This is a genomic window from Limnohabitans sp. DCL3, from assembly GCF_048019295.1.
Lineage (GTDB): Bacteria > Pseudomonadota > Gammaproteobacteria > Burkholderiales > Burkholderiaceae_C > Limnohabitans_A.
Genome location: NZ_CP171842.1, coordinates 588,759 through 615,711, shown reverse-complemented (window position 1 = coordinate 615,711; position 26,953 = coordinate 588,759). Strand labels below are relative to the sequence as shown.

General features: G+C 59.5%; 24 protein-coding genes. 5 read left to right on the top strand and 19 right to left on the bottom strand.

The window, feature by feature from the left end:
• Window positions 1-80 precede the first annotated feature (80 nt).
• Window positions 81-998, bottom strand: a complete 918-nt coding sequence (locus ACHEXK_RS02740; RefSeq protein WP_416547829.1) for a DNA ligase — start codon at window positions 996-998, stop codon at window positions 81-83.
• Between the two features lie 131 nt (window positions 999-1,129).
• Window positions 1,130-1,687, bottom strand: coding sequence for an HNH endonuclease (locus ACHEXK_RS02735; RefSeq protein ID WP_416547827.1), 558 nt, complete (start codon window positions 1,685-1,687; stop codon window positions 1,130-1,132).
• 184 nt (window positions 1,688-1,871) lie between these two features.
• Between ACHEXK_RS02735 and ACHEXK_RS02730 the strand changes: the two genes are divergently transcribed.
• The 4 genes from ACHEXK_RS02730 to ACHEXK_RS02715 all read left to right on the top strand — a co-directional run bounded on the left by ACHEXK_RS02730 (window position 1,872) and on the right by ACHEXK_RS02715 (window position 7,753).
• Entirely contained in the window at window positions 1,872-2,909 is a 1,038-nt protein-coding gene (locus ACHEXK_RS02730) for a bifunctional riboflavin kinase/FAD synthetase (protein WP_416547825.1), read from the top strand.
• A 129-nt stretch (window positions 2,910-3,038) separates the two neighbouring features.
• Entirely contained in the window at window positions 3,039-5,894 is a 2,856-nt protein-coding gene (gene ileS / locus ACHEXK_RS02725) for an isoleucine--tRNA ligase (protein WP_416547824.1), read from the top strand.
• A gap of 31 nt (window positions 5,895-5,925) precedes the next feature.
• Window positions 5,926-6,441 carry a signal peptidase II gene (gene lspA, locus ACHEXK_RS02720; RefSeq protein ID WP_416547822.1) on the top strand — a complete coding sequence of 172 codons (516 nt, stop codon included), beginning with the start codon at window positions 5,926-5,928 and terminating at the stop codon, window positions 6,439-6,441.
• Window positions 6,442-6,604: 163 nt separating this feature from the next.
• Window positions 6,605-7,753: an aminotransferase class V-fold PLP-dependent enzyme gene (locus tag ACHEXK_RS02715; RefSeq protein WP_416547820.1), complete on the top strand. Its 1,149-nt coding sequence runs from the start codon at window positions 6,605-6,607 to the stop codon at window positions 7,751-7,753.
• A gap of 93 nt (window positions 7,754-7,846) precedes the next feature.
• Here ACHEXK_RS02715 and ACHEXK_RS02710 read toward each other — a convergent pair whose 3' ends face one another.
• Window positions 7,847-8,830, bottom strand: a complete 984-nt coding sequence (locus ACHEXK_RS02710; protein WP_416547818.1) for a quinone oxidoreductase family protein — start codon at window positions 8,828-8,830, stop codon at window positions 7,847-7,849.
• 121 nt (window positions 8,831-8,951) lie between these two features.
• On the opposite strand from ACHEXK_RS02710, the gene ACHEXK_RS02705 reads away from it, so the two are divergent.
• Window positions 8,952-9,851 carry a DMT family transporter gene (locus ACHEXK_RS02705; protein WP_416547816.1) on the top strand — a complete coding sequence of 300 codons (900 nt, stop codon included), beginning with the start codon at window positions 8,952-8,954 and terminating at the stop codon, window positions 9,849-9,851.
• Between the two features lie 94 nt (window positions 9,852-9,945).
• Here the strand turns inward: ACHEXK_RS02705 and ACHEXK_RS02700 are convergent, their stop codons facing one another.
• From ACHEXK_RS02700 to ACHEXK_RS02625, 16 genes are all read right to left on the bottom strand, one after another.
• Window positions 9,946-10,419: a transcriptional regulator gene (locus ACHEXK_RS02700; RefSeq protein ID WP_416547815.1), complete on the bottom strand. Its 474-nt coding sequence runs from the start codon at window positions 10,417-10,419 to the stop codon at window positions 9,946-9,948.
• A gap of 5 nt (window positions 10,420-10,424) precedes the next feature.
• Window positions 10,425-10,721 (bottom strand): DUF4258 domain-containing protein, encoded by a 297-nt coding sequence (locus tag ACHEXK_RS02695; protein WP_416547813.1) that lies wholly within the window; start codon window positions 10,719-10,721, stop codon window positions 10,425-10,427.
• Window positions 10,722-10,778: 57 nt separating this feature from the next.
• Window positions 10,779-11,432, bottom strand: coding sequence for a restriction endonuclease (locus tag ACHEXK_RS02690; protein WP_416547811.1), 654 nt, complete (start codon window positions 11,430-11,432; stop codon window positions 10,779-10,781).
• Complete coding sequence (locus tag ACHEXK_RS02685) at window positions 11,354-11,740, bottom strand: winged helix-turn-helix domain-containing protein (protein ID WP_416547809.1); 387 nt, start codon at window positions 11,738-11,740, stop codon at window positions 11,354-11,356. The genes ACHEXK_RS02690 and ACHEXK_RS02685 overlap by 79 nt, the downstream gene beginning before the upstream one ends.
• Window positions 11,740-12,918 carry a hypothetical protein gene (locus ACHEXK_RS02680; protein ID WP_416547807.1) on the bottom strand — a complete coding sequence of 393 codons (1,179 nt, stop codon included), beginning with the start codon at window positions 12,916-12,918 and terminating at the stop codon, window positions 11,740-11,742. Before ACHEXK_RS02680 ends, ACHEXK_RS02685 begins: the two co-directional genes overlap by 1 nt.
• A gap of 12 nt (window positions 12,919-12,930) precedes the next feature.
• Entirely contained in the window at window positions 12,931-14,964 is a 2,034-nt protein-coding gene (locus tag ACHEXK_RS02675) for a site-specific DNA-methyltransferase (protein WP_416547805.1), read from the bottom strand.
• Window positions 14,961-17,780: a DEAD/DEAH box helicase family protein gene (locus ACHEXK_RS02670; RefSeq protein WP_416547803.1), complete on the bottom strand. Its 2,820-nt coding sequence runs from the start codon at window positions 17,778-17,780 to the stop codon at window positions 14,961-14,963. Before ACHEXK_RS02670 ends, ACHEXK_RS02675 begins: the two co-directional genes overlap by 4 nt.
• A 118-nt stretch (window positions 17,781-17,898) precedes the next feature.
• Window positions 17,899-18,699 carry an SDR family oxidoreductase gene (locus ACHEXK_RS02665; protein WP_416547801.1) on the bottom strand — a complete coding sequence of 267 codons (801 nt, stop codon included), beginning with the start codon at window positions 18,697-18,699 and terminating at the stop codon, window positions 17,899-17,901.
• Between the two features lie 18 nt (window positions 18,700-18,717).
• Window positions 18,718-19,617: a DMT family transporter gene (locus tag ACHEXK_RS02660; protein ID WP_416547799.1), complete on the bottom strand. Its 900-nt coding sequence runs from the start codon at window positions 19,615-19,617 to the stop codon at window positions 18,718-18,720.
• A gap of 3 nt (window positions 19,618-19,620) precedes the next feature.
• Entirely contained in the window at window positions 19,621-20,412 is a 792-nt protein-coding gene (locus ACHEXK_RS02655) for an alpha/beta hydrolase (RefSeq protein WP_416547797.1), read from the bottom strand.
• On the bottom strand, window positions 20,412-22,034 hold the full coding sequence (locus tag ACHEXK_RS02650) for a gamma-glutamyltransferase family protein (protein WP_416547795.1): 1,623 nt from the start codon (window positions 22,032-22,034) through the stop codon (window positions 20,412-20,414). The genes ACHEXK_RS02655 and ACHEXK_RS02650 overlap by 1 nt, the downstream gene beginning before the upstream one ends.
• Before the next feature lies 1 nt (window position 22,035).
• Window positions 22,036-23,010 carry a Bug family tripartite tricarboxylate transporter substrate binding protein gene (locus ACHEXK_RS02645; RefSeq protein WP_416547793.1) on the bottom strand — a complete coding sequence of 325 codons (975 nt, stop codon included), beginning with the start codon at window positions 23,008-23,010 and terminating at the stop codon, window positions 22,036-22,038.
• A gap of 167 nt (window positions 23,011-23,177) precedes the next feature.
• A complete protein-coding gene (locus tag ACHEXK_RS02640) occupies window positions 23,178-24,689 on the bottom strand; it encodes a tripartite tricarboxylate transporter permease (protein WP_416547791.1) in 1,512 nt (503 codons plus the stop codon).
• A gap of 13 nt (window positions 24,690-24,702) precedes the next feature.
• Entirely contained in the window at window positions 24,703-25,191 is a 489-nt protein-coding gene (locus ACHEXK_RS02635) for a tripartite tricarboxylate transporter TctB family protein (RefSeq protein WP_416547789.1), read from the bottom strand.
• A gap of 147 nt (window positions 25,192-25,338) precedes the next feature.
• Entirely contained in the window at window positions 25,339-26,109 is a 771-nt protein-coding gene (locus ACHEXK_RS02630; protein WP_416547787.1) for a spermidine synthase, read from the bottom strand.
• Window positions 26,106-26,945 carry a TatD family hydrolase gene (locus ACHEXK_RS02625; protein ID WP_416547785.1) on the bottom strand — a complete coding sequence of 280 codons (840 nt, stop codon included), beginning with the start codon at window positions 26,943-26,945 and terminating at the stop codon, window positions 26,106-26,108. The genes ACHEXK_RS02630 and ACHEXK_RS02625 overlap by 4 nt, the downstream gene beginning before the upstream one ends.
• Window positions 26,946-26,953 lie beyond the last annotated feature (8 nt).

Genomic DNA, 26,953 nt, shown 5'->3' with positions numbered 1-26,953 from the left:
CTGTCGCCTTGTGGCTCATCACCAAAATCGTCTGAATGAGCCACCCAACAAAAAGGCCCCGAAAGGGGCCTTTTTCGTGCTCACTCTGACTCGTGTACCCGCAAAAACGACGCAAAACGCGGCAAGCCCGAAGGTGTGCGATCGCGGTAGCGGTAAGTGACCCACGCCCCCACAGGGGGTGGGTCTCGGCGCAAGGCGTCGCTCAGCCCCGAGCCCAGGGCAAAACGCTGGCCCGACGGCATTTGCAACAACAAGGCCCCTGTTTGGCCTTTCAACCGACCTTGGCCCGGCTGATGCCCCACCACCAAGCCTTCCTCGTCCAACTCGGGCTTGAGTTTGAACAACGCATCCGTGCGACCGGGCTGCCACAGGGCATCGGCGCGGTGCAGCATCAGCCCCTCGCCGCCTTGACGCACCGTCTCCTGCAACCTGGCCAGCAAAGCGCGGGCGTCGTTCACAGGGTGCTGTTCGACGGGCATGAGCCAGGGCTGCTGTGCCTGCGTCAAGGCCGACTGCACAAATGCCATGCGCTGGGCAAATGGGGCGGCATGACCCGGGGCGTCAAACACCAGGTACTTCACCGCCCGCCAAGCCCGGTCATCGGGCTCGGTTTGCCGCACCACACCCGAGAGCCGGTCAAAGGCCCCTCGCGCCATCCACAACTCGCCATCCAGCGCCACCTGAGGCAGCGCAGACAGAAACCAAGCCGGGGCTGCAATGGCGCGGCCACTGCGAAAGCGCAATAAGCGCCCATCCCAAACGGCCCTGACCCCGTCGAATTTTTCGCTGACCCCAAAACCTTGTGGAGATCGGCCAACGGGCCAAGGCATGGCCAGCTGAACGCCGCTGTGCGCCCCGGAGTCCACGGGCTGCACGCGTTGAGCGCCAACACGCGGCGTCAGCCAGGGCGAGACAAGCAGCGCCGACAAACTGAGGCGTCGGCTCAGGCCTGGCGTGCTGGCCGTGTGATGACGCAAGGCAAGGGGTGGGCGTGGCATGGCGGGTCTCCCTGATGAATCCATCACCCGGCCATTGCCTGACAGACAATCCGTTGTGGATTCTTTTGTATTCAGGGCTCGATGATGCGGCGCTTTGCGGTCGGACGCAAGGCAACCGCAACGCCGCCGGATCAGGCCATCAAACGCGAACTCTTGGGCACATGCGCCATCAAAAACGCCATTTGGTCACTCAGGATGCGTCGATTGCGCAAGATGAAGTCTTCCCACAGGCTGGGCACGTAGGGCGCGTAAAGCAATGGCATATGGGCCTGCTCGGGCGTACGGCTGCTTTTGCGGTGGTTGCAAGAGCGGCAGGCCGTGACCACGTTCATCCAGTGGTCCGGGCCTTTTTGACTCAGGGGAACAATGTGCTCACGGGTGAGCACCGATTCGTGAAAGTGCCCGCCGCAATAGGCGCAAACATTGCGATCGCGCACAAACAACTTGGGGTTGGTCAAACCGGATACCAGCTCAAACGGGTTGATGCGGGGCACGCCTTGGGTGCCAATGATGCTGTTGACGGCAATCACCGACTGCTGCCCGGTGATGGCGTTGTACCCACCATGGAAAACGGCCACTTGCTGACCCGCTTCCCAGCGCACCTCATCGGCGGCGTAATGGGTGACCGCTTGCTCCAGCGTGATCCACGACTGAGGCAGCCCTTGGGCTGAGAGTTTCAAGACCTTCACACACGACTCCTTGGCACAGATGCACCGCTCGGACACGGAAATGGGACTGTCTCGTTCCAGTCAGGCCAGGTGCAGTGCCAAGGCGCTGAAGGAGCGGGCTCGGTCACAATATACGCTTGGAATTTCTCAACACCATGACAAAGGCCCAAAGCCCCAAGTCCAGCACACACATCGGCGTCAGCACATGAAGGTTTTTCGCGGTTTTCACCACCCAGATCTGGCCCCCGCCTGCGCCCTGACCATCGGCAACTTCGATGGCGTACACCGCGGCCACCAGGCCATGCTGGCGCTTTTGCGCAGCGAAGCCGCCCACCGCGGCGTGCCCAGCTGCGTCATGACCTTCGAGCCGCACCCCCGCGACTACTTTGCCAAGGCCCTGAACAAGCCCGAGTTGGCCCCGGCCCGCATCGCCACCCTGCGCGACAAGCTGCTAGAGCTGGAACGCTGCGGCGTCGACCAAGTGGTGGTGCTGCCTTTTGATGCGCGACTGGCCAGCCAGTCGCCCGAAGACTTCATCCAGCAGGTCTTGGTCCAAGGGCTGGGCGTGCGCTATGTGCTGGTGGGCGACGATTTCCAGTTTGGCGCCAAGCGTGCCGGTGACTACGCCATGCTTGACGCTGCAGGGCTGCGCTTGGGCTTTGATGTGGCCCGCATGAACAGCTACCAGGTGCGCGGCCTGCGCGTGTCCAGCTCGGCCGTGCGCGAAGCGCTGAAGCGGGGCGACCTGCCAGCGGTACACGCCTTGCTGGGCCGCCCCTACAGCATCAGCGGGCACGTGGTTCATGGCCGCAAGCTCGGCCGCGAGTTGGCCGCGACGGCGCAAGGCGCAGGGGACGGATTTCGGACCTTGAATTTGCGTTTTTCGCATTGGAAGCCTGCGGCCAGCGGCATTTTTGTGGTCCAGGTGCATGGCTTGGCCGATCAGCCCTTGCGGGGCGTGGCCAATTTGGGCATCCGCCCCTCGCTCGACCCGAATGACGTCAACGGTGGGCGCGTGCTGCTCGAGACCCACGCCTTCGACTGGCCAGCCCGACTCGGGGCTGAGGGGGGCTACGGTAAAATCATCCGTGTGGACTTGCTGCACAAATTACATGACGAACTCCAATACGACGGTCTGGACGCCCTGACAAAGGGCATTGCCAAAGACTGCGACGACGCACAGGCGTGGTTTGCCTCCCGCCACGGTGAAACCAGCCGCCAAACCACCCGCGATCGAATTTGAAGCTCAGGCCCTTGTTTGCCGCCTTCGACAGGCTCAGGGCAAACGACCACCCGGCCCACACCTCTTGATCTCTCCGAACGGCCCGCCGCTCGGGCTGAGCTTGTCGAAGCCCTCCCGACTTGACGCACCATGACCGACAAAACCCAGAACCCCGATGCCCGCATCAACATGATGGACACCCCTTTCCCCATGCGTGGCGATCTGCCCAAGCGCGAACCGGGCTGGGTCAAAGAATGGGACGACAGCGGCCTCTACAAAAAACTGCGCGCTGCCCGCCAAGGGGCCCCGCTGTTCGTGCTGCACGATGGCCCGCCCTACGCCAACGGCAAGCTGCACATCGGTCACGCGCTCAACAAAGTCCTCAAAGACATGATCGTCAAGTCCAAGCAACTCGCTGGCTTTGACGCGCAATACATCCCTGGCTGGGACTGCCATGGTCTGCCCATCGAAAACGCGATTGAAAAACTGCACGGCCGCAACCTGAGCCGTGACGACATGCAAGCCAAAAGCCGTGCTTTTGCCACCGAGCAAATCGGCCAACAACGCGAAGACTTCAAGCGATTGGGGGTGCTGGGCGACTGGGAGCGGCCCTACCGCACCATGGATCCGGCCAACGAAGCCGGTGAAATCCGCGCCTTCAAGCGCGTGATCGAACGCGGTTTTGTTTACCGGGGTCTGAAACCCGTTTACTGGTGCTTTGACTGCGGCTCTTCGCTGGCCGAGTTCGAAATCGAATACCAAGACAAACAAAGCGACACCCTGGACGTGGCCTTTGAAACCGATGACGCGGCCAAACTCGCTGCCGCATTTGGCCTCGCCGCCTTGCCCGCTGGACAAAGCGGCTTTGCCGTGATCTGGACCACCACCGCCTGGACCATCCCCGCCAACCAAGCCCTGAACGCCCACCCCGAGCTGACCTATGCACTGGTGCAAACCGACAAAGGCTGCCTGGTGCTGGCCGAGTCTCTGGTGGAGAAATGCTTGGAACGTTTTGGCCTGCAAGGCGGCACGGTGCTCGCCACCGCCAAAGGCACGGCGCTGGGGGGTTTGAACTTCCGCCATCCACTCTTCGACGTGGACGCAGGCTACCAACGTCTGTCGCCTGTGTACCTGGCCGAATACGTCAGCGACAGCGACGGCACAGGCCTGGTGCACTCCTCGCCCGCCTACGGCGTGGACGACTTCAACTCCTGCATTGCCAACGGCCTGAAGTACGACGACATCCTGAACCCGGTGCAAGGCAATGGCACTTACGCGGCCGACTTTCCGCTGTTTGGTGGGCTGCACATCTGGAAAGCGATTCCAGTGGTGCTCGAGGCCTTGCGCAACGCCGGCCGTTTACTGTCCACCGTGACCATCACCCACAGCTACCCGCACTGCTGGCGCCACAAAACGCCCGTCATCTACCGCGCCGCCGCCCAATGGTTTGTGCGCATGGACGACGGCGTTGGGGTCTTCACGAAAGACAAAGCCCCCAAGACCCTGCGCCAACTGGCGCTGGACGCCATTGAGCAGACCCAGTTTTACCCCGAAAACGGCCAATCCCGCCTGCGCGACATGATCGCCAATCGCCCGGACTGGTGCATCTCGCGCCAGCGCAGCTGGGGCGTACCCGTGCCGTTCTTTTTGCACAAAGACAGCGGCGAGCTGCACCCGCGCACCCTGGAAATCCTGGACCAAGCGGCAGACATCGTCGAAAAAGGCGGCATCGAAGCCTGGAGCCGCGTGACGGTGGAAGAGATTTTGGGCGCACAGGATGCACCCCACTACACCAAGAGCACCGACATTCTTGAAGTTTGGTTCGACTCCGGCTCCACCTTCCAGCATGTGCTGCGCGGCAGCCACCAAGACGCTTACGGTGTGGCACCTTTCCACAACCAAGGGCCCGAAGCTGACCTGTACCTCGAAGGTCACGACCAGCACCGCGGCTGGTTCCACAGCTCGCTGCTGCTGGGCTGCGCCTTGTACGACCGCGCGCCCTACCGGGGTCTCTTGACCCACGGCTTTGCCACCGATGGCCAGGGCCGCAAGATGAGCAAATCACTGGGCAACACCGTTGAGCCGCAAACCATCAACAGCAAAATGGGCGCCGAAATCGTGCGCCTGTGGGTGGCCAGCACCGATTACTCGGGTGACCTGAACATCGACGACAAGATCCTGGCCCGCGTGGTGGACGCTTACCGCCGCATCCGCAACACCTTGCGCTTCTTGCTGGCCAATGTGAGCGACTTTGACCCCGCCACAGACACCGTGGCCGACGACCAACTGCTGGAAATCGACCGCTTTGCCCTGGCCCGCGCCGCGCAGTTGCAGGCCGACATCCGCGCCCATTTCGACATGTACGAGTTCCACCCCGTGGTCTCCAAACTGCAAATCTATTGCTCTGAAGACCTGGGCGCGTTCTATCTGGATGTGCTCAAAGACCGCCTGTACACCACGGCCCCCAAGAGCCTGGCGCGCCGCAGCGCACAAACTGCGCTCTACCGCATCACCCACGGCATGCTGCGCTGGATGGCGCCCTTCCTCTCCTTCACGGCCGAAGAAGCCTGGAAGACCTTCGGCTCCTCCGAATCCATCTTCCTGGAAACCTTCGGCGACTTCGGACAAGCCGATGCCCAGCTGCTGGCCAAGTGGACCCGCATCCGCGAAATCCGCGACTTGGTGAACAAAGACATCGAAAACCTGCGCACCGCAGGCCAAGTAGGGGCCTCGCTGCAAGCCGAGATCACCCTGACTGCACCGGCCGCAGACCACGCCTTGCTGGCCAGCTTGGGCGCAGACATCAAGTTCGTGTTCATCACCTCCAAAGTGACTTTGCAAGCCGGTGACACACTGTCGGTTCAAGTGACTGCGAGCCAAGCCACCAAGTGCGAGCGCTGCTGGCACTATGCCGATGATGTGGGCAGCAACGCCGCCCACCCCACCATCTGCGGTCGCTGCGTGAGCAACCTGCACGGAACAGGCGAAACCCGAACCGTCGCCTGACCCTTCACGTCCAACCCCACAAGGCAACACAATGGCCAGCAACAAAAAATCAGGCAAAGGTGGCTTTGGCAAAAGCCAAGGCGTGGCCATCTGGCTGGGCATTGCCCTTTTGGTGCTGCTGATTGACCAGTTCACCAAGGTGCTGGTGCTGGGCGCTTTCCAGCTCGGTGACAGCACACCCATCACCTCGTTCTTCAACCTGGTGCGGGTGCACAACCACGGTGCGGCGTTTTCGTTTTTGGCGGGGGCGGGCGGCTGGCAACGCTGGTTCTTCACCGGCATCGGCGTTTTCGCGGCCATCTTCATGGTCTGGATGTTGCGCTCGCACGCCGGCCAAAAACTCTTCAGTCTGGCCATTGCACTCATCTTGGGTGGGGCCATTGGCAATGTGGTGGACCGCCTGCTGCATGGCTACGTGGTCGACTTTCTTGACTTCTATTGGGGTGCTTGGCACTTTCCGGCCTTCAACGTGGCCGATGCGGGCATCAGCGTGGGCGCGGCCTTGTTGATCCTGGACGAAATATTGCGGGTCCGGCGCGGACGCTGAAACCTTCAACCACCACCAAGAGGGGCCTGCGCCGGGTGCGGATGGCCGATTTGCTGGCGCGAAGCGACTGATGAGGCCATTCGCACCCGGCCCAGGCCCCCGCCCCACAGAACCGTCAACTCGGTTAAGCTCTCTCCCCTGATTGAAAAATACGGAGTTTTCCATGCCCGGCTTGCTGCCCCACATTGACCCCGATGGTCTGCTCGAGTTTTCGGTGGTCTACACCGACCGCGCACTGAACCACATGTCCAAGCGCTTTGGTGGCGTGATGACCGACATCTCGCGCATGCTCAAGAGCGTCTACGGTGCCCACTCGGTTGCTTTGGTGCCGGGCAGCGGCACTTTCGGCATGGAGTCGGTGGCACGCCAGTTCGCCACCAACCAGCACGTCATGGTGATCCGCAACGGCTGGTTCAGCTACCGCTGGACACAAATTTTTGACATGGGCCAGATCCCCAAGAGCCACAGCGTGCTCAAGGCACGGCGCGTATCGGAGAGCACACAAGCGGCCTGGACACCTGCGCCCATTGAAGAAGTCACCGCCGCCATCGCCGCAGAAAAGCCCGCTTTGGTGTTTGCACCGCACGTGGAAACCGCCGCCGGCATGATCTTGCCCGACCACTACCTGAGAGCCGTGGCCGATGCGGTGCACGCGGTGGGCGGGTTGTTGGTCTTGGACTGCATTGCCTCCGGCGCCATGTGGGTGGACATGAAAGCGACGGGTGTGGATGTGCTGATCAGCGCCCCGCAAAAAGGCTGGAGCAGCTCGCCTTGCTGCGCCATGGTCATGCTGAGTGAGCGCGCGCGCCAAGCGATTGACGGCACCACCAGCACCACCTTTGCGATGGACCTCAAAAAGTGGTTGCAAGTCATGGAAACCTACGAAGGCGGTGGTCACATGTACCACACCACCTTGCCCACCGACGCCCTGCTGCGCCTGCAAGAAGCCATGTTGGAAACAGAGGCCTACGGCTTTGCCAAGGTGCGTGACGAGCAAATGGCGCTGGGCCGCCAAGTGCGCGCCTTGCTGCTGGAGCATGGTTTCCCCAGCGTGGCCGCGCCCGGCTTTGAAGCACCTGGTGTGGTGGTCAGCTACACCACCGACCCGGACATCCAGAGCAGCAAGAAATTCCTGGCGCTGGGCCTGCAAACCGCCGCGGGTGTGCCGCTGCAGTGCGACGAGCCCGCCGACTTCCGCACCTTCCGCATGGGCTTGTTTGGCTTGGACAAATGGCACCAAGTGCCACGCACCTTGCAGATCCTGCGCGAAGCGCTGGAAACCATCGCACCCAAGGCCAAGCTGGCGGCCTGATTCAGGTCAATTTCCCAACAAAAAACCGCTGCCCTCAGGACAGCGGTTTTTTCATTGGGGACTGACGCTGGGCCGCGCCAGTGCCCTCCAACCTCACAACGTGATGATGGTGCAGCCCGTGGTCTTGCGGGCTTCCAGGGCGATGTGCGCGTCCTGAATCTGCGCCAGAGGGAAGGTCTGGTCGATGTGGATCTTGACCTTGCCGCTGGTCACGGCCTCGAACAAATCGTCGGCCATCGCTTGCGTGCTCTCGCGCGTGGTGATGTGGCTGAACAAGGTCTGACGCGTCACATAGATCGAACCTTTGGGGCCCAAGATGCCGGGGGCAAACGGGGCCACCGGGCCTGAAGCATTGCCAAAGCTGGCCATCAAACCAAAGGGGGCCAAACAGTCGAGCGATTTGTCCCAGGTGTCTTTGCCCACCGAGTCGTAAACCACTTTGACGCCCTTGCCGCCCGTGATCTCTTTGACCTTGGCTTGAAAGTCATCTGTGCTGTAGTTGATGCAGAACTCGGCACCGTTGGCCAAGGCCAATGCGCACTTGGCGTCGCTGCCGGCCGTGCCGATCAAGCGCAAACCCAGCGCCTTGGCCCACTGGCAGGCAATCAGGCCCACGCCACCGGCAGCCGCATGGAACAACACAAAATCACCGGCTTGCAGGCCGCCTTGGGGCAGCGTGCGCTTGAGCAAGTATTGGGCAGTCAAACCTTTGAGCATCATGGCCGCACCGGTCTCGAACGAAATCGCATCGGGCAACTTGCACACGCACTTGGCGGGCATCACGCGCACTTCGCAGTAGCTGCCGGGCGGCTGGCTGGCGTAAGCGGCGCGATCGCCCACTTTCAGGTGCGTGACGCCCTCGCCCACGGCTTCGACCACGCCCGAGCCTTCCATGCCTAATTTCAGAGGCATAGGCAGCGGGTACAAACCACCGCGCTGGTACACGTCAATGAAGTTCAAGCCGATGGCCTTGTGGCGGATGCGGATCTCGCCGGGGCCGGGCTCGCCCACCGTGACATCGACCAGTTTCATGACTTCGGGGCCGCCGTTTTGGTCGATTTGGACTGCAAGACTCATGGAATTCTCCTGACTTAGTGAAAGCAAACGATGCGTGACTTTGCCACGAATCTCATGGCTGCGTTCAGGGTGGGGACAGGTCGGCGACAGCGGGAAAACCCGAGTGCCGCTACAGTGCCCCATGTCTCAAAAACTCTCTCCGGTCACCGCCTTGCTGCTGACGGTACCGCCCCTCATGTGGGCGGGCAATGCGGTAGTGGGCCGCTTGGTCACGGACTTGGTGCCACCCATCACGCTCAACTTTTTGCGCTGGCTGGTCGCCTTTTTCATTTTGTTGCCTCTGGCCTGGAGGGTTCTGCGCCCGGGCAGTGGCCTGTGGTCCCACTGGCGGCGTTTCGCCTTGCTGAGCCTTTTGGGCGTGGGCTGCTACAACGCCCTGCAATACCTGGCACTGCAAACTTCTACGCCCCTGAACGTGACCCTGGTCGCGGCCAGCGGGCCATTTTGGATGTTGGTCATCGGCGCCCTGTTTTTCAAAGCACCTGTGCGGCGCAAGCAACTGCTGGGCGCCATGCTGTCCGTCACCGGGGTGCTGGTGGTGCTCGCACGCGGCGATTGGCAACAGCTCTTGGCGGTGCGCTGGGTGATCGGTGACTTTTTCATTTTGCTGGCCACCGCCTGCTGGTCTTGGTACAGCTGGTTGCTCAGCCGACGCGATGAGCCTGACACCATTCGCAACGACTGGGCCGCCTTTTTGCTGGGGCAAGTGGTCTTTGGCCTGGCTTGGTCAGGCCTGTTCACCGGCATGGAGTGGGGCCTGAGCGATGCCCACATCACCTGGGGCTGGCCCTTGATCGCGACCCTGGCCTTTGTGGCCGTGGGCCCGGCCGTGCTGGCTTACCGCTGCTGGGGGCTGGGCATCCAGCAAGCAGGGCCGACGGTGGCCGGGTTTTTTGCCAACCTCACCCCGCTGTTCGCCGCCATCTTCTCAGCCGCCTTTTTGGGCGAATTGCCGCAGCTGTACCACCTGGCGGCCTTTGGCCTCATCGTGGGGGGGATTTGGGTGTCGTCAAGGCGTTGAGGACAAAGAAAACCCGCCTTTTGCACGTCTGCAATTCAGCAGAACCTTGGCCGAAAACCAAGACGTGTGGCGGGTGTGTTGAGTCGGATTCTAACTAAACTGCCAAAGCCAAACGGGGCTGCTTGATCACTGAGAGCGTGCGTTTGCCGTTGACCTCTTTCACCACGTATTTTTGATAAATCAGCTTGTGAACGGTCTGCGTTCGCGTAATCGCATCGGCCAACTTGGCATTGCCTTCTAACTTAGCCAGCACAGACATGCGCAACCACTGGTCGCATGCTGCGGGCACAGTATCTTTGCGCTCCCACAAACTCACTGCGTTTTCGCTGAAGTCCAGCAACGCACCCAGCGCCTCCTGCGATAGGCCGAGCTGCGTGCGTAAAAAACGAAACTCTTTGCCCGTCAGGCGGCCTTTCTTCTCGATCAATGTCTGGGCAATCAGCTTGTGCAAGCCATCCACATCGTTCACCGCCACGGCATCGCCATGCCTCGTGGTTTTGACCTTATAGCCATTGGCCAGCCAGACGTTGTCTAAACCGCATGCGGTGTACTGAAAATATTTGCTCATGTTCTTTACCTCACTCGCATCATCACGGTGACCACCAACACATCGGGGTCCAAGTCGCTTAGCTCGGCTACGACACTCAAATTACGCGCCGATCCAAAGTGGTCTAAACGAACACGCACTGTGCCCGTCTTGTTATCCACTTTCGCAGGGCGTTGAACCACCCCCTCACGAAGGCACATCAGCACCTCCATGTCATTGACCCTGCGCTCTTGCATCCTGAGCTGCGCGTGTTCCAAGATGAAAACGCAACCAGAGTCTTGCGCCAAACGACGAACGCGAGCCTGAAGCTGCGCATTCGTCATTAGAGAGACAGGAATTCTAGCACCCATAATTTTTATGGCTTTTAGACATGGTGAATTTCACTCCTCCCCAAAGAAATCCATGTCCAGCCGCTTGAGTGAAAAGCTTTGCGCCACCGACATGCCCAGGTTGTGTTCGATCATGAGTGCGGCGAGCCGTGAGCCGTCGATGAGGACAATTTTTTGATCAGACTTGTTGGCCAGCACTGCAGCGCGGGCGGCGGGGGTGAAGTAACTGGTGGTGAGGAAGACGCCTTTCTTCACTCCCTTGATGACCAACGCACCAATGAAGTCGCGCACCGGGCCTTCACCCACGGGGTCTTGCCAGCGCTTGGCTTGCAGGTAGATGGTGTCCAGGCCCAGCGGGTCTTCGTTGATGATGCCGTCAATGCCGTTGTCGGCGCTCAGTTGCGTGACCTGCCCCGCGTTGGCCCGGTTGCCACCGTAGCCCATGGCCACCAAGAGCTGCACCACCAGCCGCTCGAAGAATGCTGGCGACTCGGCCTTGGTTTTCTCCAGCAACTCGGCGGACAAAGTCTCGTTGGCTTGGCGCAGGATGGTGGCCATGCGCACCTCGGGTGGCTCGGGCGCGTCGAGGTCGTCGAGCGTGGTGTCGTCGTCATCGTGGGCGGGGGTTAGTGAGAGCGAAGCACTGTCGAGCGTGGCCAGTTGGCTACCCTTCCACGCTTGGTAGCGGCGGCCCAGCTCGGCCAAAAACGCGGGGCCGTCGTAAGGCGCTTTGCCACGGCGCGGCCTTCGTCTGTGATGGCCCACACGCCCCGCAACTTGGTGACGTAGCCGCCCTTGACCAAACCCACCGACGCAAACGCAAAGATGGAGCGCCACCGTGTGTTGCCGTTGTCGTACACCACACACGCCCATTCGTCGAGCGCGACGGTGGACTCGATGGCTTGCACAATTTGGTCTTTGTGCAACTGCCCATTGGGCGATGCGGCCAGCGCGGTGAGCGCGGCGTGGTGCATGGCGGCGATGAGGCGGGAAGAGCGGGAGGGCGAGATCATTACTGATCGGCCTTGACTTCAGATGCCGCTTGGAACGTCGTTTTAAATTTGGATTTCAACCAATTCATAAACTTACCTTTAAAAGTTTCATCGTTCAAAAGTTCCTCCATCCAAGGCTGCTGTAAAAGGTCTTGAAATGGCGTGGCCGGATGCTTTTCACTCACAAATCGAACAGGACTTGCATCCAGTTGCGTGATCACTGTTGCAAACAATCGGTACTTCAAAAATTCATCATCTTCGGCAACCGATGTGCTGTAGCCCTGATATGCCTGCGCGAGCGCCGCCTTGTATGAATAGTCTTCGGTAATCGCATGCGTTTTAGCCAATCTAAGCGTTGCAACCCATGACAGCCAGATGGGGCCAGACATTGATGCAAGATTTATCAGCAACTGCAAGGTGATATATGAAATTTCTGCTCTCTCATGAATCAGCTCTGCGATTGCTCCGTATCGCAAATAACCAATACAAAAAATTCCTGAAATTCCGAATATCAAAACACCAAGCCATAAAAAATCAAGCAATCGCGAACGCTCGGATTTTTTTTGAAATGCTCCACCAAGAGTTGCTGTAATGGAATTTTCAAGCGTCTTATTTATCTCAGTTAATTTTTGACTCGCTGAGTCCGCAGCTTGTTTAGCTCGGCTTCGATCACCTACTGCACTATCTGCGGCGCCTTTGGCTCGACCTTGTTCAACCACAGCAAAATCAGCAGCCTTTTTAGATCGCTCTTGCTCTTCTTCAGCGGCATCAGCCCCTTCCTCTGCACGCGTTTGCTCAGTTACCGCAGTATCAGCCGCAGCTTTAGCTCGACCTTGTTCAACCACAGCTGCATCAGCAGCCTTTTTAGATCGCTCTTGCTCTTCTTCAGCGGCATCAGCCCCTTCCTCTGCACGCGTTTGCTCAGTTACCGCAGTATCAGCCGCAGCTTTAGCTCGACCTTGTTCAACCACAGCTGCATCAGCAGCCTTTTTAGATCGCTCTTGCTCTTCTTCAGCGGCATCAGCCCCTTCCTCTGCACGCGTTTGCTCAGTTACCGCAGTATCAGCCGCAGCTTTAGCTCGACCTTGTTCAACCACAGCTGCATCAGCAGCCCCTGTTGCGTGAGCCATCTTTGTTTCAGCATTGCCATTTGATTGGCTATCAGGATCCTCATTAGGGAGTTGATTTGATTCATCCATGTAGCTTCTCCTTCAAAACACCACCAACCCATCACCCAGTTGGTGATGCAAATTCCATTTCCCCGTCGTGTCCAGCGCGGCTTCTAGGACGATGACGCGATGGCCTTTTTGTTGGCGCAGCCATTCGAGCGTGGTGGTGTCGAGGTGGCTGTCAAAACACACGATGGCTTCGCGGGGCGGGGTTTGTTGGTCGCGGGCTCGATAAAGCGGGTTGGCCGTGACCTCTGCAATGGGCGTGAGCTGCACGTCGAGTTGAAAGCCGCACTTGAGCAGCACTTCGTCGCGCACGGCTTGTGGGTCGAGCGTATTGAACAGGCTGGCTTCTTTGGCTGCAATGAAGGCTTTGAGCGCGGCGAGTTGATCGGCCTCGGTGGCGTCGGGGTCGGGCGAGAAGTCGGCGCGGGGGAAGGCGCTCTTTTGCAGCGTGAACACCTTGAAGCCTGCGTCGATGGGCTGTGGGTTGTCACCATAGCCTTGGATGACGCGCTTGACGCGCTCAATGGTGATGTCGCTGATTTTTTTGAAGCCGTTCTTGCTTGCAATGCTCTTCACTTCGGTAGTTTCAGGAATCTGAACCAGCACAAACTTTCGTTTGCCCTTGTCCGTCTTGTTCATCTCAAGCACAGCATGTGCGGTTGATCCAGAACCGCCAAAGAAATCAAGGACGATGCCCGATTGGTCATCGGCCATCACATATCGGATGTATTGGGACAGGATTTCGTGATCTTTTGGGTTGTTGAATGCCTTTGACCCGAGTAGAGCTTTCAAGCGCTTCACAGACACCTGTGCTTGACGATACAGGTAGCTACCTAAGACCTTCATTGCTGGTTGGGCGCTTTCGCCATCAGCGTCAGCTGCGCCTTCGTCTAAACCATCTGCCTCTTCTGGTATTGGAAGCAGGTGAGTTTTTCGAACTGGTGGATCGTTGTGATCTTTTCTAAACTCAATCAAGGCTGCATCGATACGTCGTTGCATTTCCTTGGGGTCATAGCGCCAACCGCCCTCTGGAATCTTGCAAGGTTGCTTCGTAACGGGATGGATTAATTCCTCATAGTTTTCACCGTCTTCACCGGGCCATGAAAGGTTGTCATCACGCCATGGCCCCCATTTGTCCACCGACTTGTAACGGCTTAACTTTTTCGAAGGATGAGTTTTCGGCAGTTGCTGGTACCAAGTTCGCAGCTCCACTTGCTGCGCTTCATAGTTGGTTTCTCCCACTCGGCTTTTGATGGCTCGCCACTCGGCAATGATCTCTGGCGCACCGGGTTTCACATCACGCCAGAGAACGCCCAACACTTTCAGGTGCTCAAGGTCCTTCGCATACAAGAGCATGTATTCGTGGCCGATTGAGAAAAACCGTGCATCGTTCTTTCGGGTCTTCTCCCAAACGATGCACGCCACAAAGTTCCCCTCCCCAAACACCTCATCCATCACCTTGCGCAAGTGCGTCACTTCGTTGTCGTCGATGGACACAAAGATCACGCCGTCCTCGCGCAGCAGTTGGCGGGCCACCAGCAGGCGCGGGTAGATCATGTTGAGCCAGTGGCTGTGAAAGCGTCCATCCGCACGGGTGTTGGTGCTCGTCTTCACACCCCCCTCGGACACACCGGTTCGCTCCCAGTAGGCGCGTTCACCTTCCTTGAAGTTGTCTTTGTAGACAAAGTCATTGCCGGTGTTGTAGGGCGGGTCGATGTAGATGCACTTCACCTGCCCACGGTAGGCGCACAGCAAGAGTTTGAGCACCTCCAGGTTTTCGCCTTCGATGATGGCGTTTCCGCCCGCAATCTCTGGGTTGACGCTGCGGGCCGCGTCATAGCGCAGCGCGGCGGTGGTGGGGCTAAAGGCTTTGCGCTTGGCTGCTGATTTGCCCCACCACTGAAAGTCAAAGTGCTCGCGCCCTGCTTGCCCTGTCAGGCGCAGCAACTCGGCGGGGTTGAGTTGGCCTTCGTTGGTGAACAGATCCGGGAACTCGGTCTTGAGCCTTGCCAGCCGCTCGTGCATCAGGTCGGGGGTTTGGATGGATTGGAGAGGATGGGTGATGGTCATGCCATGGCTACCGTATTGACGTCAGATTTCTTGAAGTGGTCGTAGGTGTCGCGGGGCGCGGCAAACAGGCGTTGGGGTTGCACATGCACCATGCGACCGCTGACTGTGGTGGCAAAGCCCAGGGCCTCAAAGTGGCGGGCGGCGCATTCGATCTTGAGGACTTCTTCAGGCGTCAGGGCTTTGGGGTCGGCCAGGTCGTGGGTGCCTTTGACTTCCACCACAAAAAACTCGCCTTCTTGCTCTGCCATGTTGGCTCCCAGTTCCATGGCGCGGTGGCCCTGCTCTTTGAAAACCAGGCCAAAGTCCGGCGTGTAATGCCCCACAGGCGTGGGTATGACGTAACCCTCTGGCAGCTTGAGCAGGCAAAGGAGTTGCGGGTCGCCGTCTGCGGCTTCGGCAAATTTCTTCTCAATGCCGCTGTCTATGGCTTGCGCGTCGTACAGGCCGTGGCGCGGGGTGTGTGCAATGTCCTTGATGGTTTCCACCAGCACTTGCAGGGTGTCGAGTGGCAGGGCTTCGCCTGTGGGGGTGTAACGCAGGCCACGCAGCATGTGGTCGCGCTCGGCCCGTCGAATGAGGGCGCTGGCTTGTTGGGCAAACAGAACAGGGCTTCGCACAAATTGTTTGGCGCAGTGGTCTTCGGCCAGGGCCTCTTGCAAAAGGCGCAGCACGGCTTTTTGGGAGAGGCGGCTGTCTTGACCGATGGCTTGCACCCAGTCTTGCGGGGCAAAGCGGGGTTTGAGAACCGCTTGTGTGCCGCCCATGTAATCGGTCGTGATTTGTGGGGTTTCGGACTCCGAGTCTTCCAAGATGCCGATGCGCACGGCCGTGATGTCGGCGCTGTAGGTGAGCACACTGATTTTTTGCAGCTGGGGCACCACGTCTTGCACGATGGCGTCTTCGTCAAAGCTCACGCTGTAGTGCGTGGTGCGGGCCATGGTTTGCCAAAACTGTTGGAAGGCCTGAGAGTCAAACAAGTCTTGGCGGCGACGCAAGGTTTTCTTTTGCGGTTGGCCTGCGCGGTTTTCGCGCAATCTGGCACCTGCTTGGATCTCGCCGTCATAGGCTTCTTTGATTTCTTCTTGGTAGCTTTGCGCAAAGGCCTCGAAGCTCATGTTGGGCACCACCGTGAGCAGGTTGATTTCTTGCCCCAAAGGGGTGCCGGGGGTGTCGTACACGCGCTGGCCCTGCTGGTTGACGCAAATGCGCAAGCCACGCCCCAGCTCTTGGCGTTTCTTGTCATCTTTGTGGGTGGCGTTGAGGGTGGCGATGTTGAAGACATTGGGGTTGTCCCAGCCCACACCCAGTGCGCTGTGGCTGAAAATAAATTCCACCGGGTCGCTCAGTTGGAGCAAGCCAGCCTTGTCGGTGAGGATGCGTTTGTAAATGGCGTTGTTTTTCAACATGGCCGATTCGCTGTCGGTGTGGACGCCTTGCCCGGTTCGGGCGAAGTAGCTGCCTTGCACGGCTTGCACCTGCTGGGCATCAGGGACTTGCCCGGTGAGGGTTTGCAGCTTGGCGCTGTACTCCTCTTCAAACAGGCCTTTGATGAGGGGGGTCACGCCCTGCTCGGTGGCCAGGTAATTGGCGACTTTGTCGATGAAGACGAGCGACAAACATTTGATGCCCAGAGGGGCGAGGCGGGCTTTCTTTTCAAAGTGCCGATGGATGAGCCAGCGCAGTTGCAGCCTGAAAATGCCTTCCTGGTCCTGCCCCAGTGCTTGGCCTTGGAGCAAGGTGTGCCCGTTGTCAAAGCGCACTTGCCATTGGCCGGTTTCCATCGATTTTTCGATGTGGTCGATGCGCCAGCCGACGTAGCTGCGGTTGCTGGTCACTTCGGCCAAGTTGGCGCCGCGACTCAGCCAAGGGCTGATTTTTTGCCGAATGTCGCCGTTGGCAGCGCGGTGCCAAAGTTTGAGTTTGGCTTTGGGCGCTTGGCCTGCGCGGACCTGGGTGTCGGTCAGCTCCAGTTGCACCGTGCCTGCGCCGCCTTGCGCGTCAATGGTGAGGACTTCGATTTTTTTGACCAAGCCGTGCTCGTACGCTTGTGCGGGGGTGAGGCGGTAGATGCAGTTGTGTGCATGGTCTTTGTGGTGCGTGGCCGAGTAACGCAACTTGACCAAAGGCTTCATGTCCTTGAAAGCCTTGAGGGCTGCATCTGTGTCCATGCCCATTTGCGGCTCATCCATGACCACGATGGGACGGCAACGGGCCAAGGCTTGCAGCCACGTCAGACCGTCGAGCGGAGCCTCGTTTTCTTCGTTGCTGATGATCTTGCCTTCGCCCACAAAGGCCTGGCTGTTCATCACCATGATGGCGGGCGTGGGGCTGTCGATGTAGGTTTTGACTTGGTCCAGACGGCTGCTGTCGTACTCAAAGAAAGGGATGGGGTGGTTGAGTCCGGTTTGCAGGGCGAGTTGTGCGCCAAAGTCGGTCAAGCTGCCCATGACGCCTGCGCGGATGGCCACCGTGGGCACGACGACGATGAATTTGTTCCACCCGTAAGCAGCGTGCAGGCGGTAAATGGTGCGCAGGTAAACCAGTGTTTTGCCGGTGCCAGTCTCCATCTCCACACACAGATCGAGCGGCTGGCCTTGTGGTGGCACCTGAAGGTTCAGCCTATCGTCGTTGATGCGATGGGCTTGGGCCACGTTGTGCAAATTGGCGGCAATTTGCGCCCATGTCAGTGGGCAATGGTTGCCCTCAAGGTCGTCTGCAGCGGGCTTGGGGGTGCCTTCAAAAACACGAACGACGCCTTCAACGGCGTCGGTCTGGTACCTCAGGGATTCAAGTTGGAAGGCAGCAGGATGGGACATGGCAATGCGTGCAGTGGTCGCACATCATAGCCATGTCCATGTTTTAAATGAATACCAAATAATCTATTTAAATGAAATTAATTGCATTAAGTTAACAAAATTAAACACATCGATTGGATCAAAACGTCCCCGCGTAAGCACCGCCATCGGCCAACACGTTCTGGCCCGTCATGTACGCCGCGTGTTGGCTGCACAAAAAGGCGCAGATGGCGCCGAACTCTTGGGGGTTGCCGTAACGCCCAGCCGGAATTTGCGCTTGCTGGATGGCGCGCATTTCTTCCACCGTCTTGCCTTGCTTTTGCGCCATGGCGGGCAGCGTGGCGCGAATGCGGTCGGTGTCGAACTTGCCGGGCAGCAAGTTGTTGATGGTCACGCCCTGGGCTGCGATCTTGCTGCGTGAGGCGCCGGCCACAAAGCCGGTCAGGCCACTGCGGGCGCCATTGGACAAGCCCAGCACGTCGATGGGCGCTTTGACGGCGCTCGAGGTGATGTTGACGATGCGGCCAAAGCCGCGTGCGGCCATGCGGTCCACGGTGGCCTTGATCAGCTCAATGGGCGTGAGCATGTTGCCGTCGATGGCCTTGATCCACGCGTCGCGGTCCCAATCGCGGAAGTCGCCAGGTGGCGGGCCGCCTGCGTTGGTGACGACGATGTCGTAGTCCTTGCCGGGGCCGCCTGGCACGTTCCAAATGGCTTCACGTCCGGCTTCGGTGGTGATGTCTTGTGCCACCGCGATCAGCTGGACTTTACCGCCGGTTTCGACGCGCAGCGCATCCACGGCTTTGTTCAGCACTTCGGCGCCACGCGCCACCATGACCACGTTCACGCCTTCCAGCGCCAAGGCGCGCGCGCAGCCCCAGCCCAAGCCTTTGCTTGCGCCACCCACCAAAGCCCATTTGCCTGCAATGCCCAAATCCATCTCGATCTCCTGTTGACTTCAAATTTTGGGTGCACGTGTCACCCAGAAAACACCCGACAACACCAACACGGTGCCGCCGACAATCCACACATTGAACGGCTCGCCCAAGATCACCACGCCCATCAAAAGGGTGGACATGGGGCCAATCATCCCGGTTTGCGCGGTCAGGCTCGAACCAATGCGCTCAATCGCCATCATCACCAACAGCACAGGCACGGCGGTGCAGGCGGTCGCGTTCAGGACGGACAGCCAAAGCACGGGGGTGGCCACATCGGCCGCCTGCAGCGGGCGTAACCACAAAAATTGACCGATGCACAACACACAGGCCACCGAAGTGGCCCAGCCGGCCAAGCGCAGCGAGCCCAATCGCTGCACCAACTGGCCGCTGTAACTGAGGTACAACGCGTAACTGATCGCACTGCCCATCACCAATCCAGCGCCCAGCCACGCGTTTTGGCCATCCATGGCCGCTTCATGGCCGAACACCAGCAACACACCGGCATAACTGATGAGCATGCCCACACCTTGGCGGCGGCTGATTTGGCGTCCATAGAGCAGCCAGCCCAGCACCAAGACGATGGTGGGGTTGAGGTAAAGAATCAGGCGCTCCAACGATGCGCTGATGTACTCCAGCCCCCAAAAGTCCAAAAACGAGGCGAGGTAGTAGCCGCAAAAACCCAAACCCAAAATACCCCACCAGTCGCGCACAGCAATCGGTCCTTTGCCACGCCCGGCCCACCACGCCATCAGCACGAACAAGGGCAGTGCAAACAGCATGCGGAACATGAGCAAGGTGACCGCGTCTACCCCATAGCGATAAGCCAGTTTGACGATGATGGCCTTGCCGCTGAAAGCAATGGAGCCGGCAGCGGCCATGAGCAAACCGGCGGTCATGTGCTGGGGTCGTGAACGCAACATGGTTCAGCGCCCTACCCGCGTCTTGACCCAAGCGAGCAAGGCATCTGAGGCCACCTCGGGTGTGGTGGCATGGGTGGCTTGAACCACCTCGTACCGGCTGTCGGGATGCAGCGGCATGCTGTTGTAAATGGCGGCAGACGCTTGTGGATAAAGTGAGTCGGCGGTGCCGATGGCCCAGAACACCGGCACAGGTTTGCGAAAGGCCGCAGCGCTCAGGCGCATATTGCCCCAGCCTTGGGGGTTGAAATAACTCCACAAGGCCTGGGCGGTGGGCTGCACAAGGCGGCGCTGGCCCTGGTTGATGTCGCTCATCTCCACCATGTCGCTGCCTCGCCCCGATTCAAGCTTTTGCCGAGCCGTGTCAATGCTGCGGCGCAGATCGGGCATGGCGTAAAAAACCTCCGGAACGTGGCCGGCCGCCATCGGCAGCAGTGCATCGGCATCCCCGATGTGCGCCATGTAGGCCAAAGTGGCATTGGCACCGAAACTTTGCCCGCCCACGGCCACCCACTGCACACCCGATTGCCGCAATGCCGTCACAGCCTCTTGAATCTGAACCAGGGCATCTGCATACGGTTGGTCATACAAGCGATGGCGTGACCAAGGCATGTCGAGCATCTTGACTTGGCAGATGGGGGCCAGTTTGTCCACCACAGGCTTGAGGTTAGGCGACTGTGCCGTGCCCCATTTGCCATGCATCAACACCACCGCACACGTTGGGGCTTGAGCCCACGCTGTTGCGCTGCTGCACAAGACCATGCACAGCAGCAAGCCATGGCGCCAGCTGCGCCGCATCAAAAGCCCACAGCTTGGCCGTCGCGGCGCGGGTCGCTGGCGGCTTGGTAGCCTTGCACCGCCGGATCGCCCATGCGCCAAATGAACTGGCCTGCACCAAAGTCCTGGTACGAGTCGTTGATGATGTCGAGCTGGTGCCCGCGCGCGATCAACGCTTGCACGGTGCTGCTGTTCATCGCGGCTTCGACGTTGATGTTCAGGCCCGCGTTGAAGCGCCAGCGCGGTGCGTCGCACGCCGCTTGCGGGTTCTGGCCGTAGTCGAGCATGCGCACCAGGGTCTGCATGTGGCCTTGGGGCTGCATGTTGCCGCCCATCACACCGTAGCTCATGACGGGTTGGCCGTCTTTGGTGACAAAGGCCGGGATGATGGTCTGGAAGGGGCGCTTGCCCGGCAGCACCAGGTTGGCAGGGTTTTGGCCTTGCAGGTCGGTGCTGAAGCCGTGGCCCCGGTTTTGCAGGCTGATCCCGTAGGTCGGCTCCACCACGCCCGAGCCAAAGCCCATGTAGTTGCTCTGGATGAAGCTGATCATCATGCCGTTTTCATCAGCAGCCGTGAGGTAAATCGTACCGCCCTTGACCGGGTTGCCCGCTTTGAAGTCTTGGGCCTTTTTCATGTCAATCAGCTTGGCGCGGCTGGCCAGGTAGGCCGGGTCCAGCATTTGCTCGGGGGGCAGCTCCATGAAGCGCGGGTCAGCCACATAACGGTAAGTGTCGGCAAAGGCCAGCTTCATGGCCTCGATCTGCAAGTGCTGCGAGTCGGCGCTGTCCACCTTGTGGCTGGCCATGTCGAAGTTGGACAAAATGCCCAGTGCAATCAAGGCGGCGATGCCTTGGCCGTTGGGCGGGATCTCGTGCAAGGTGTAGCCCCGGTAGTCTTGCGCCATGGGCTTGACCCATTCGGGCTTGAAATCGGCCAGGTCTTTGGCGGTGATGCTGCCACCGTTGTCTTTGGCAAACTTTTCGATGGCTTCGGCGATCTCGCCACCATACAACGCCTGGCCTTTGGTGGCGGCGATGGCCCTCAGGCCCCGCGCGGCGTTCTTGAACTGGAACAACTCGCCCACCTGTGGCGCGCGGCCCCAAGGCAAAAAGCTTTGCGCAAAGCCCGGCTGCGACTGCAGCTCGGGGGTGGCGGCAGCCCATTTTTGCTGCACCACCACGGGCATCAAATAACCCCGCTCGGCGACCTCAATGGCGGGTTCGAGCAGGTCGGCAAAAGGCAACTTGCCAAAGCGCTCGCTCAGCGCCACCCAACCGGCCACCGCACCGGGCACGGTGACCGAATCAAAGCCACGCTTGGGCGGTGTTTTGGTCTCGGCACCGTATTTGCGGTGAAAGTATTCGGGTGTCCAGGTCGCGGGCGCTGGGCCAGAGGAGTTCAGACCGTGCAGCTCTTGGCCGTCCCAAAGGATGGCAAACGCGTCAGAACCCAGGCCGCAGCTGACCGGCTCGGTCAGGGTGATGACGGCCGCCGCAGCGATGGCCGCATCGACCGCGTTGCCCCCTTTGAGCATCATGCGCAAACCGGCTTGTGCAGCCAAAGGGTGTGAGGTGGACACCACATTGCGCGCAAACAGCGGCAAGCGCGTGCTGGTGTAGGGGAACTGGTAGTCGAAGTTCATGTCAATCCAATGTGATCTTGCGCTCGGTGATGATCTTTTTCCACTTGGCCGATTCGCTGGCCAGCATGGTGTTGAACTGAGCGGGGGTACCGCCAACGGGCTCAATGCCAAAGCGCAACAGTTTGTCCATCACCTCCGCATCATTGAGCACTTGGTTGGCCGCCGTGTTGATGCGGCTGACCACCTCGGCCGGCAAATTCTTGGGGCCAAACAAACCAAACCAGGTGTTGGACTCGTAGCCCGGCAAGACGTCGGCGATGGGCGGGATGCCCGGAGCCAGCGCTGTGGGCTTGAGGGTGGTCACGCCCAAGGCGCGCAAACGACCATCCCGCACATGTGGCATGCCTGTGGGCAAGCTGTCAAACAGCACGTCCACTTTGCCGGAAATCAGATCGGGGATGGCCAGCGCCGTGCCCTTGTAGGGAATGTGGACCACGAACACATCGGCCTGCGCCTTGAACAGCTCGGCCGACAACTGCACGATGGTGCCATTGCCGCTTGAAGCGTAGTTCAGGCGTCCGGGGTTTTTCTTGGCGTACTCCACCCATTCCTTGACGGTTTTGGCGGGCGAATTGTTGGGCACCAACATGATGCTGGGCGCGTTGCCCAAATGCACAATGGACGTGAAGTCACGCACCGCGTCGTAGGGCATGCGCGGGTTCAGGTTGGGACCAATCGAGTGGGTGCTGGAGGTCGACAGCAGCAAGGTGTAGCCATCGGGCTGGGCCTTGGCGGCCAGGTCAGCGCCCAAGGTGCCGCCAGCACCGGGGCGGTTTTCCACCACCAAAGTTTGGCCCAGTTTTTCGCCGATTTTTTGTGACAAGGTTCTGGCAAACAAATCCGTGGCGCCGCCGGCCGGAAAGGGCACCACCAACCTGACAGGTTTGGTGGGATAGCTTTGCGCTTGCGCCAAACCAAAACCGACCCAAGAGAGCGTGAATGCGCACAGCGCATGCCAAAGAGGTCTTTTTTTCATGGTGATTTTTCAGTCAATGTGGGACAGATTCATGTGACCATTGATTTTGTCAGAGCCCATCTGCCTGCGCTGCACGCAAGTGACAAGGCCACGCTTTGCACCCCGATGACAAGCACCAACGACAACGGCCTCCGAGGAGGCCGTTGTCCGCAAGCGCCAAAGGCTGTTTACTCTTCGACGAAAGCCTCTTCACGCTTGGATTTGATAGAGGGCAGGGCCACAATGATCAAGAGCAAGAGCGCTGCGGCCAGCAAACCCGCCGACAAGGGGCGCGTGACAAACACGCTCCAGTCGCCACGCGACAAGAGCATGGCGCGGCGCAGGTTTTCTTCCATCATCGGGCCCAGAATGAAGCCCAACAGCAAAGGCGCTGGCTCCATGCCGAGTTTGATGAAGGTGTAACCCACCACACCGAACATGGCCACCATCCAAATGTCCCAGGTGTTGTTGTTGGTCGAATACACGCCAATCGCGCAGAACAACACAATGGCAGGGAACAACCAGCGGTAAGGCACCGACAGCAACTTGATCCAGATGCCGATCAATGGCAGGTTCAAGATGATCAGCATGGCGTTGCCGATCCACATCGAGGCGATCAGACCCCAGAACAATTCGGGGTTGCTGGTCATCACCTGAGGGCCAGGTTGGATGTTGTGAATCGTCATCGCGCCCACCATCAAAGCCATTACGGCGTTGGGTGGAATGCCCAGTGTCAGCAAGGGGATGAACGATGTCTGGGAGGCCGAGTTGTTGGCCGACTCGGGCGAGGCCACACCCCGGATGTTGCCTTGACCGAAAGGCACTTCGCCTGGGCGAAGCTTGGTTTTCTTTTCAATGGTGTAGGCCGCGAATGCCGCCAACAGCGCACCGCCACCAGGCAAGATACCCAATGCAGAACCCAAAGCGGTACCGCGCAATACAGCAGGCACCATGTTCTTGAAGTCTTCGGCGCTGGGCATCAGGCCGGTCACTTTGGCCGTGAAAACCTCGCGGTCTTCTTCTGGTTTGGACAGGTTGGAGATGATTTCGCCGTAACCGAAAACGCCCATGGCGATCACAATGAAGCCCACGCCGTCGGTCAATTCAGGGATGTCGAAGCTGAAACGTGCCACACCCGAGTTCACGTCGGTGCCGATCAGCCCCATCAACAAGCCCAGCACGATCATGCCGACCGCTTTGATCAGCGAACCCGAAGCCAACACCACCGCACCGATCAAGCCCAACACCATGAGCGAGAAATATTCGGCGGGGCCAAACTTGAAGGCCACTTCGGTCAAGGGGGCCGCAAAGGCGGCCAGAATCAATGTGCCCACACAACCCGCAAAGAATGAGCCCAAACCAGCCGCCGCCAAAGCGGGACCCGCGCGGCCTTTGCGGGCCATTTGGTAGCCGTCGATCATGGTCACAACCGATGAGGCTTCACCCGGCAGGTTCACCAAAATCGCGGTGGTCGAGCCGCCGTATTGGGCACCGTAATAGATACCGGCCAACATGATCAAAGCAGCCACGGGGGGCAGCGCGTAAGTGGCAGGCAAAAGCATGGCAATGGTGGCCACAGGGCCCACACCAGGCAACACACCGATCAAGGTGCCGAGCAAGCAGCCGATGAAGGCGTAAATCAGGTTTTGGAAGGTGAAGGCCACCCCAAAACCGAGCGCCAAGTTGTCAAACAGTTCCATGAATTATTTCTCCTCAACCGGTAATGAAGGTGGGCCAGACTGGGAACTGCAACTTGAGCAGCAGCACGAATGCGCAGTAGCTGCCAATCGACAGAATCGTCGCCAAAATGAGCACTTCTTTGAGTTTGAAGGTGTCACCCGCCAAACTGACCACCAAGGTGGTGCCAAAAATCGCCACGATCAAACCCATGGCGGGCACACCCCAGCTGGGCAAGCCACCCAGCAAGATGCCAAACAACACGTTACCGGCAATGATGAAAAACAAAGGCTTCCAAGCCCATGCGCCAATTTTTTCTCCGTCCTGGGTTTCCACCGTCAAGGCTTTGAACATGACGAACGCACCGATGACGGCCAGCAAAACGCCCAGCAACAAAGGGAAATAGCCGGGACCCATGCGGGCACCGGTGCCCACGGTGTAGTTGGTGGCGCCAATGGCAAAGGCTGCACCGGCAACGGTGTAAAACAGCCCGGCGAAAAAGTCTTTCTGACTCTTGATGTTCACGCGATATCTCCTCTGATTTGAGTTGGGCTCATTGTGTTGGAGTAAAGATGGCTTGTGAATGTGGGTTACACCTACGACAAGGCCCCATTTGATTCATGGTTTACCCTGAGGATGCGAGCGACAGCGCGTCCTCGGGCGCTGCACCACTCACTTGACCAAAGGCTTGAACACCTTGAGCCACAAAGAGGCCGGCCATCCCCATTGGGCCTGCAAAGCGTCGGCTGCCCGGGCCATGTCTTCCCGAGACGGGCAGCTGGCGGTGCGCTGCGCCAACACGATGGCATTGCCCTCGCGCGTGGGCTTGAAAGCCCAAACCGCGTCTTCGCCAAAGGCGGCGCAAATTTTCTCCACACTTTCGGCATAACTCGATGAGCGGCCAAACAGGTTCACCGTCATGCAGCCTTGCTCGGTGAGCAGCTCACGGCAGTGGCGGTAAAAGTCGGGCGTGTCCAGCACCGGGGCTGCGGCTTCTTCATCGTACAAATCCACTTGCAGTGCATCGACCGTGCCGCGCCATTCTTCTTTTTGAATTTCCAAGGCCGCATCGGCCAGCACCACTCGCAAGCGCTCGTCGTCAGGCGGCAGACGAAACCAGCCCCGACAGGCATGCAGCACACCAGGGTTGAGTTCCACGGCGGTGCAAGTCATCTTGAGTTTTTTGTGGCAAAACTTGGTGATGGTGCCTGCGCCCAGCCCCAGTTGCATGGCGTGTGCGCCCTTGACTTCGGCAGGCGGAAAGAACAGCAGCCAGCCAAACATGCGTTGCACATATTCCAGCTCAATGTCGTAGGGCCGGTCCAGAAACATGGAGCCCTGAATCCATTCGGTGCCCAAGTGCAGGTAACGGATTTCACCGTCTTCGGAGAAGTTGACTTCGGGCAATTCGGGTCTGGCGGCAGAGGATTTTTTTCGGGTCATGGGGCGTGATGGTACATAGCTGAGAGCTTGGGCAGCACGCGGCCGGCGTTCGCGGTGGTCGCGGTCGCCAGATCGGTCAGCGGCAAACCGCGCAACTCGGCCAGCACCTGCGCAATGTGGGGCAACTCGGCAGGGTTGTTGCGCCCCTGCACAGCGCCCAGCGCCCGCTGCTCGGCCGTTTGGTAGAGCCAATGCGGCGGGATGTCGGGCGCGTCGGTCTCCAGCACCAAGGCACTCAGGGGGAGCTCGCAGGCCAGCCGGCGCAGTTGCAAAGCGCGCTCATAGGTCAAGGTGCCGCCAAAGCCCAGCGCCAAGCCCATGTTCACAAAGCCCTGTGCTTGCTGAACACTGCCATTGAAGGCGTGCGCGATGCCTGAAGAGATGGGGCACTGGCGCAAGCCTTTGAGCAACAAGTCGGCCGATCGGCGCACATGCAAGATCACGGGCAGGGCATGCTTTTGCGCCAAGCGGAGTTGCGCCATGTAGAAAAACCATTGCCGCGCGCGCATCTGCGGCGTGCACAGCTCGGGCACAAAAAAGTCCAGTCCGATTTCGCCCACAGCCACAAGGCGCGGGTCGTCTCGGCGCTCTCTCAATGCCTGGTCCAGCATCAGCACATCGGCTTCTTGCGCTTGGGGAACATACAAAGGATGGATGCCCAAGGCGTAAGCGTCGCCATGCCGCTGGGCCAATTCCGCGACCTGGGGCCAGTGGGTGGCATGCACCGCCGGGATCACGCAATGCGTGACACCTGCGGCGCGGGCCGCTTCGCGCACCGCATCGCGGTCGGCATCAAACTCGGCCGCGTCCAAGTGACAGTGCGTGTCGATCCACATGGGAGGAA

Excerpts from the sequence above, each read along its gene's own strand:
- ACHEXK_RS02680 (WP_416547807.1), bottom strand. The coding sequence starts at position 12,918 with ATGGATGAATCAAATCAACTCCCTAATGAGGATCCTGATAGCCAATCA.
- ACHEXK_RS02630 (WP_416547787.1), bottom strand. The coding sequence starts at position 26,109 with ATGACCCGAAAAAAATCCTCTGCCGCCAGACCCGAATTGCCCGAAGTC.
- ACHEXK_RS02670 (WP_416547803.1), bottom strand. The coding sequence starts at position 17,780 with ATGTCCCATCCTGCTGCCTTCCAACTTGAATCCCTGAGGTACCAGACC.
- ACHEXK_RS02705 (WP_416547816.1), top strand. The coding sequence starts at position 8,952 with ATGTCTCAAAAACTCTCTCCGGTCACCGCCTTGCTGCTGACGGTACCG.
- ACHEXK_RS02740 (WP_416547829.1), bottom strand. The coding sequence starts at position 998 with ATGCCACGCCCACCCCTTGCCTTGCGTCATCACACGGCCAGCACGCCA.
- ACHEXK_RS02715 (WP_416547820.1), top strand. The coding sequence starts at position 6,605 with ATGCCCGGCTTGCTGCCCCACATTGACCCCGATGGTCTGCTCGAGTTT.
- ACHEXK_RS02645 (WP_416547793.1), bottom strand. The coding sequence starts at position 23,010 with ATGAAAAAAAGACCTCTTTGGCATGCGCTGTGCGCATTCACGCTCTCT.
- ACHEXK_RS02640 (WP_416547791.1), bottom strand. The coding sequence starts at position 24,689 with ATGGAACTGTTTGACAACTTGGCGCTCGGTTTTGGGGTGGCCTTCACC.
- ACHEXK_RS02695 (WP_416547813.1), bottom strand. The coding sequence starts at position 10,721 with ATGACGAATGCGCAGCTTCAGGCTCGCGTTCGTCGTTTGGCGCAAGAC.
- ACHEXK_RS02625 (WP_416547785.1), bottom strand. The coding sequence starts at position 26,945 with ATGTGGATCGACACGCACTGTCACTTGGACGCGGCCGAGTTTGATGCC.
- ACHEXK_RS02710 (WP_416547818.1), bottom strand. The coding sequence starts at position 8,830 with ATGAGTCTTGCAGTCCAAATCGACCAAAACGGCGGCCCCGAAGTCATG.
- ACHEXK_RS02665 (WP_416547801.1), bottom strand. The coding sequence starts at position 18,699 with ATGGATTTGGGCATTGCAGGCAAATGGGCTTTGGTGGGTGGCGCAAGC.
- ACHEXK_RS02730 (WP_416547825.1), top strand. The coding sequence starts at position 1,872 with ATGAAGGTTTTTCGCGGTTTTCACCACCCAGATCTGGCCCCCGCCTGC.
- ACHEXK_RS02660 (WP_416547799.1), bottom strand. The coding sequence starts at position 19,617 with ATGTTGCGTTCACGACCCCAGCACATGACCGCCGGTTTGCTCATGGCC.
- ACHEXK_RS02685 (WP_416547809.1), bottom strand. The coding sequence starts at position 11,740 with ATGATCTCGCCCTCCCGCTCTTCCCGCCTCATCGCCGCCATGCACCAC.
- ACHEXK_RS02655 (WP_416547797.1), bottom strand. The coding sequence starts at position 20,412 with ATGCGGCGCAGCTGGCGCCATGGCTTGCTGCTGTGCATGGTCTTGTGC.
- ileS (WP_416547824.1), top strand. The coding sequence starts at position 3,039 with ATGACCGACAAAACCCAGAACCCCGATGCCCGCATCAACATGATGGAC.
- ACHEXK_RS02700 (WP_416547815.1), bottom strand. The coding sequence starts at position 10,419 with ATGAGCAAATATTTTCAGTACACCGCATGCGGTTTAGACAACGTCTGG.
- ACHEXK_RS02675 (WP_416547805.1), bottom strand. The coding sequence starts at position 14,964 with ATGACCATCACCCATCCTCTCCAATCCATCCAAACCCCCGACCTGATG.
- ACHEXK_RS02650 (WP_416547795.1), bottom strand. The coding sequence starts at position 22,034 with ATGAACTTCGACTACCAGTTCCCCTACACCAGCACGCGCTTGCCGCTG.
- lspA (WP_416547822.1), top strand. The coding sequence starts at position 5,926 with ATGGCCAGCAACAAAAAATCAGGCAAAGGTGGCTTTGGCAAAAGCCAA.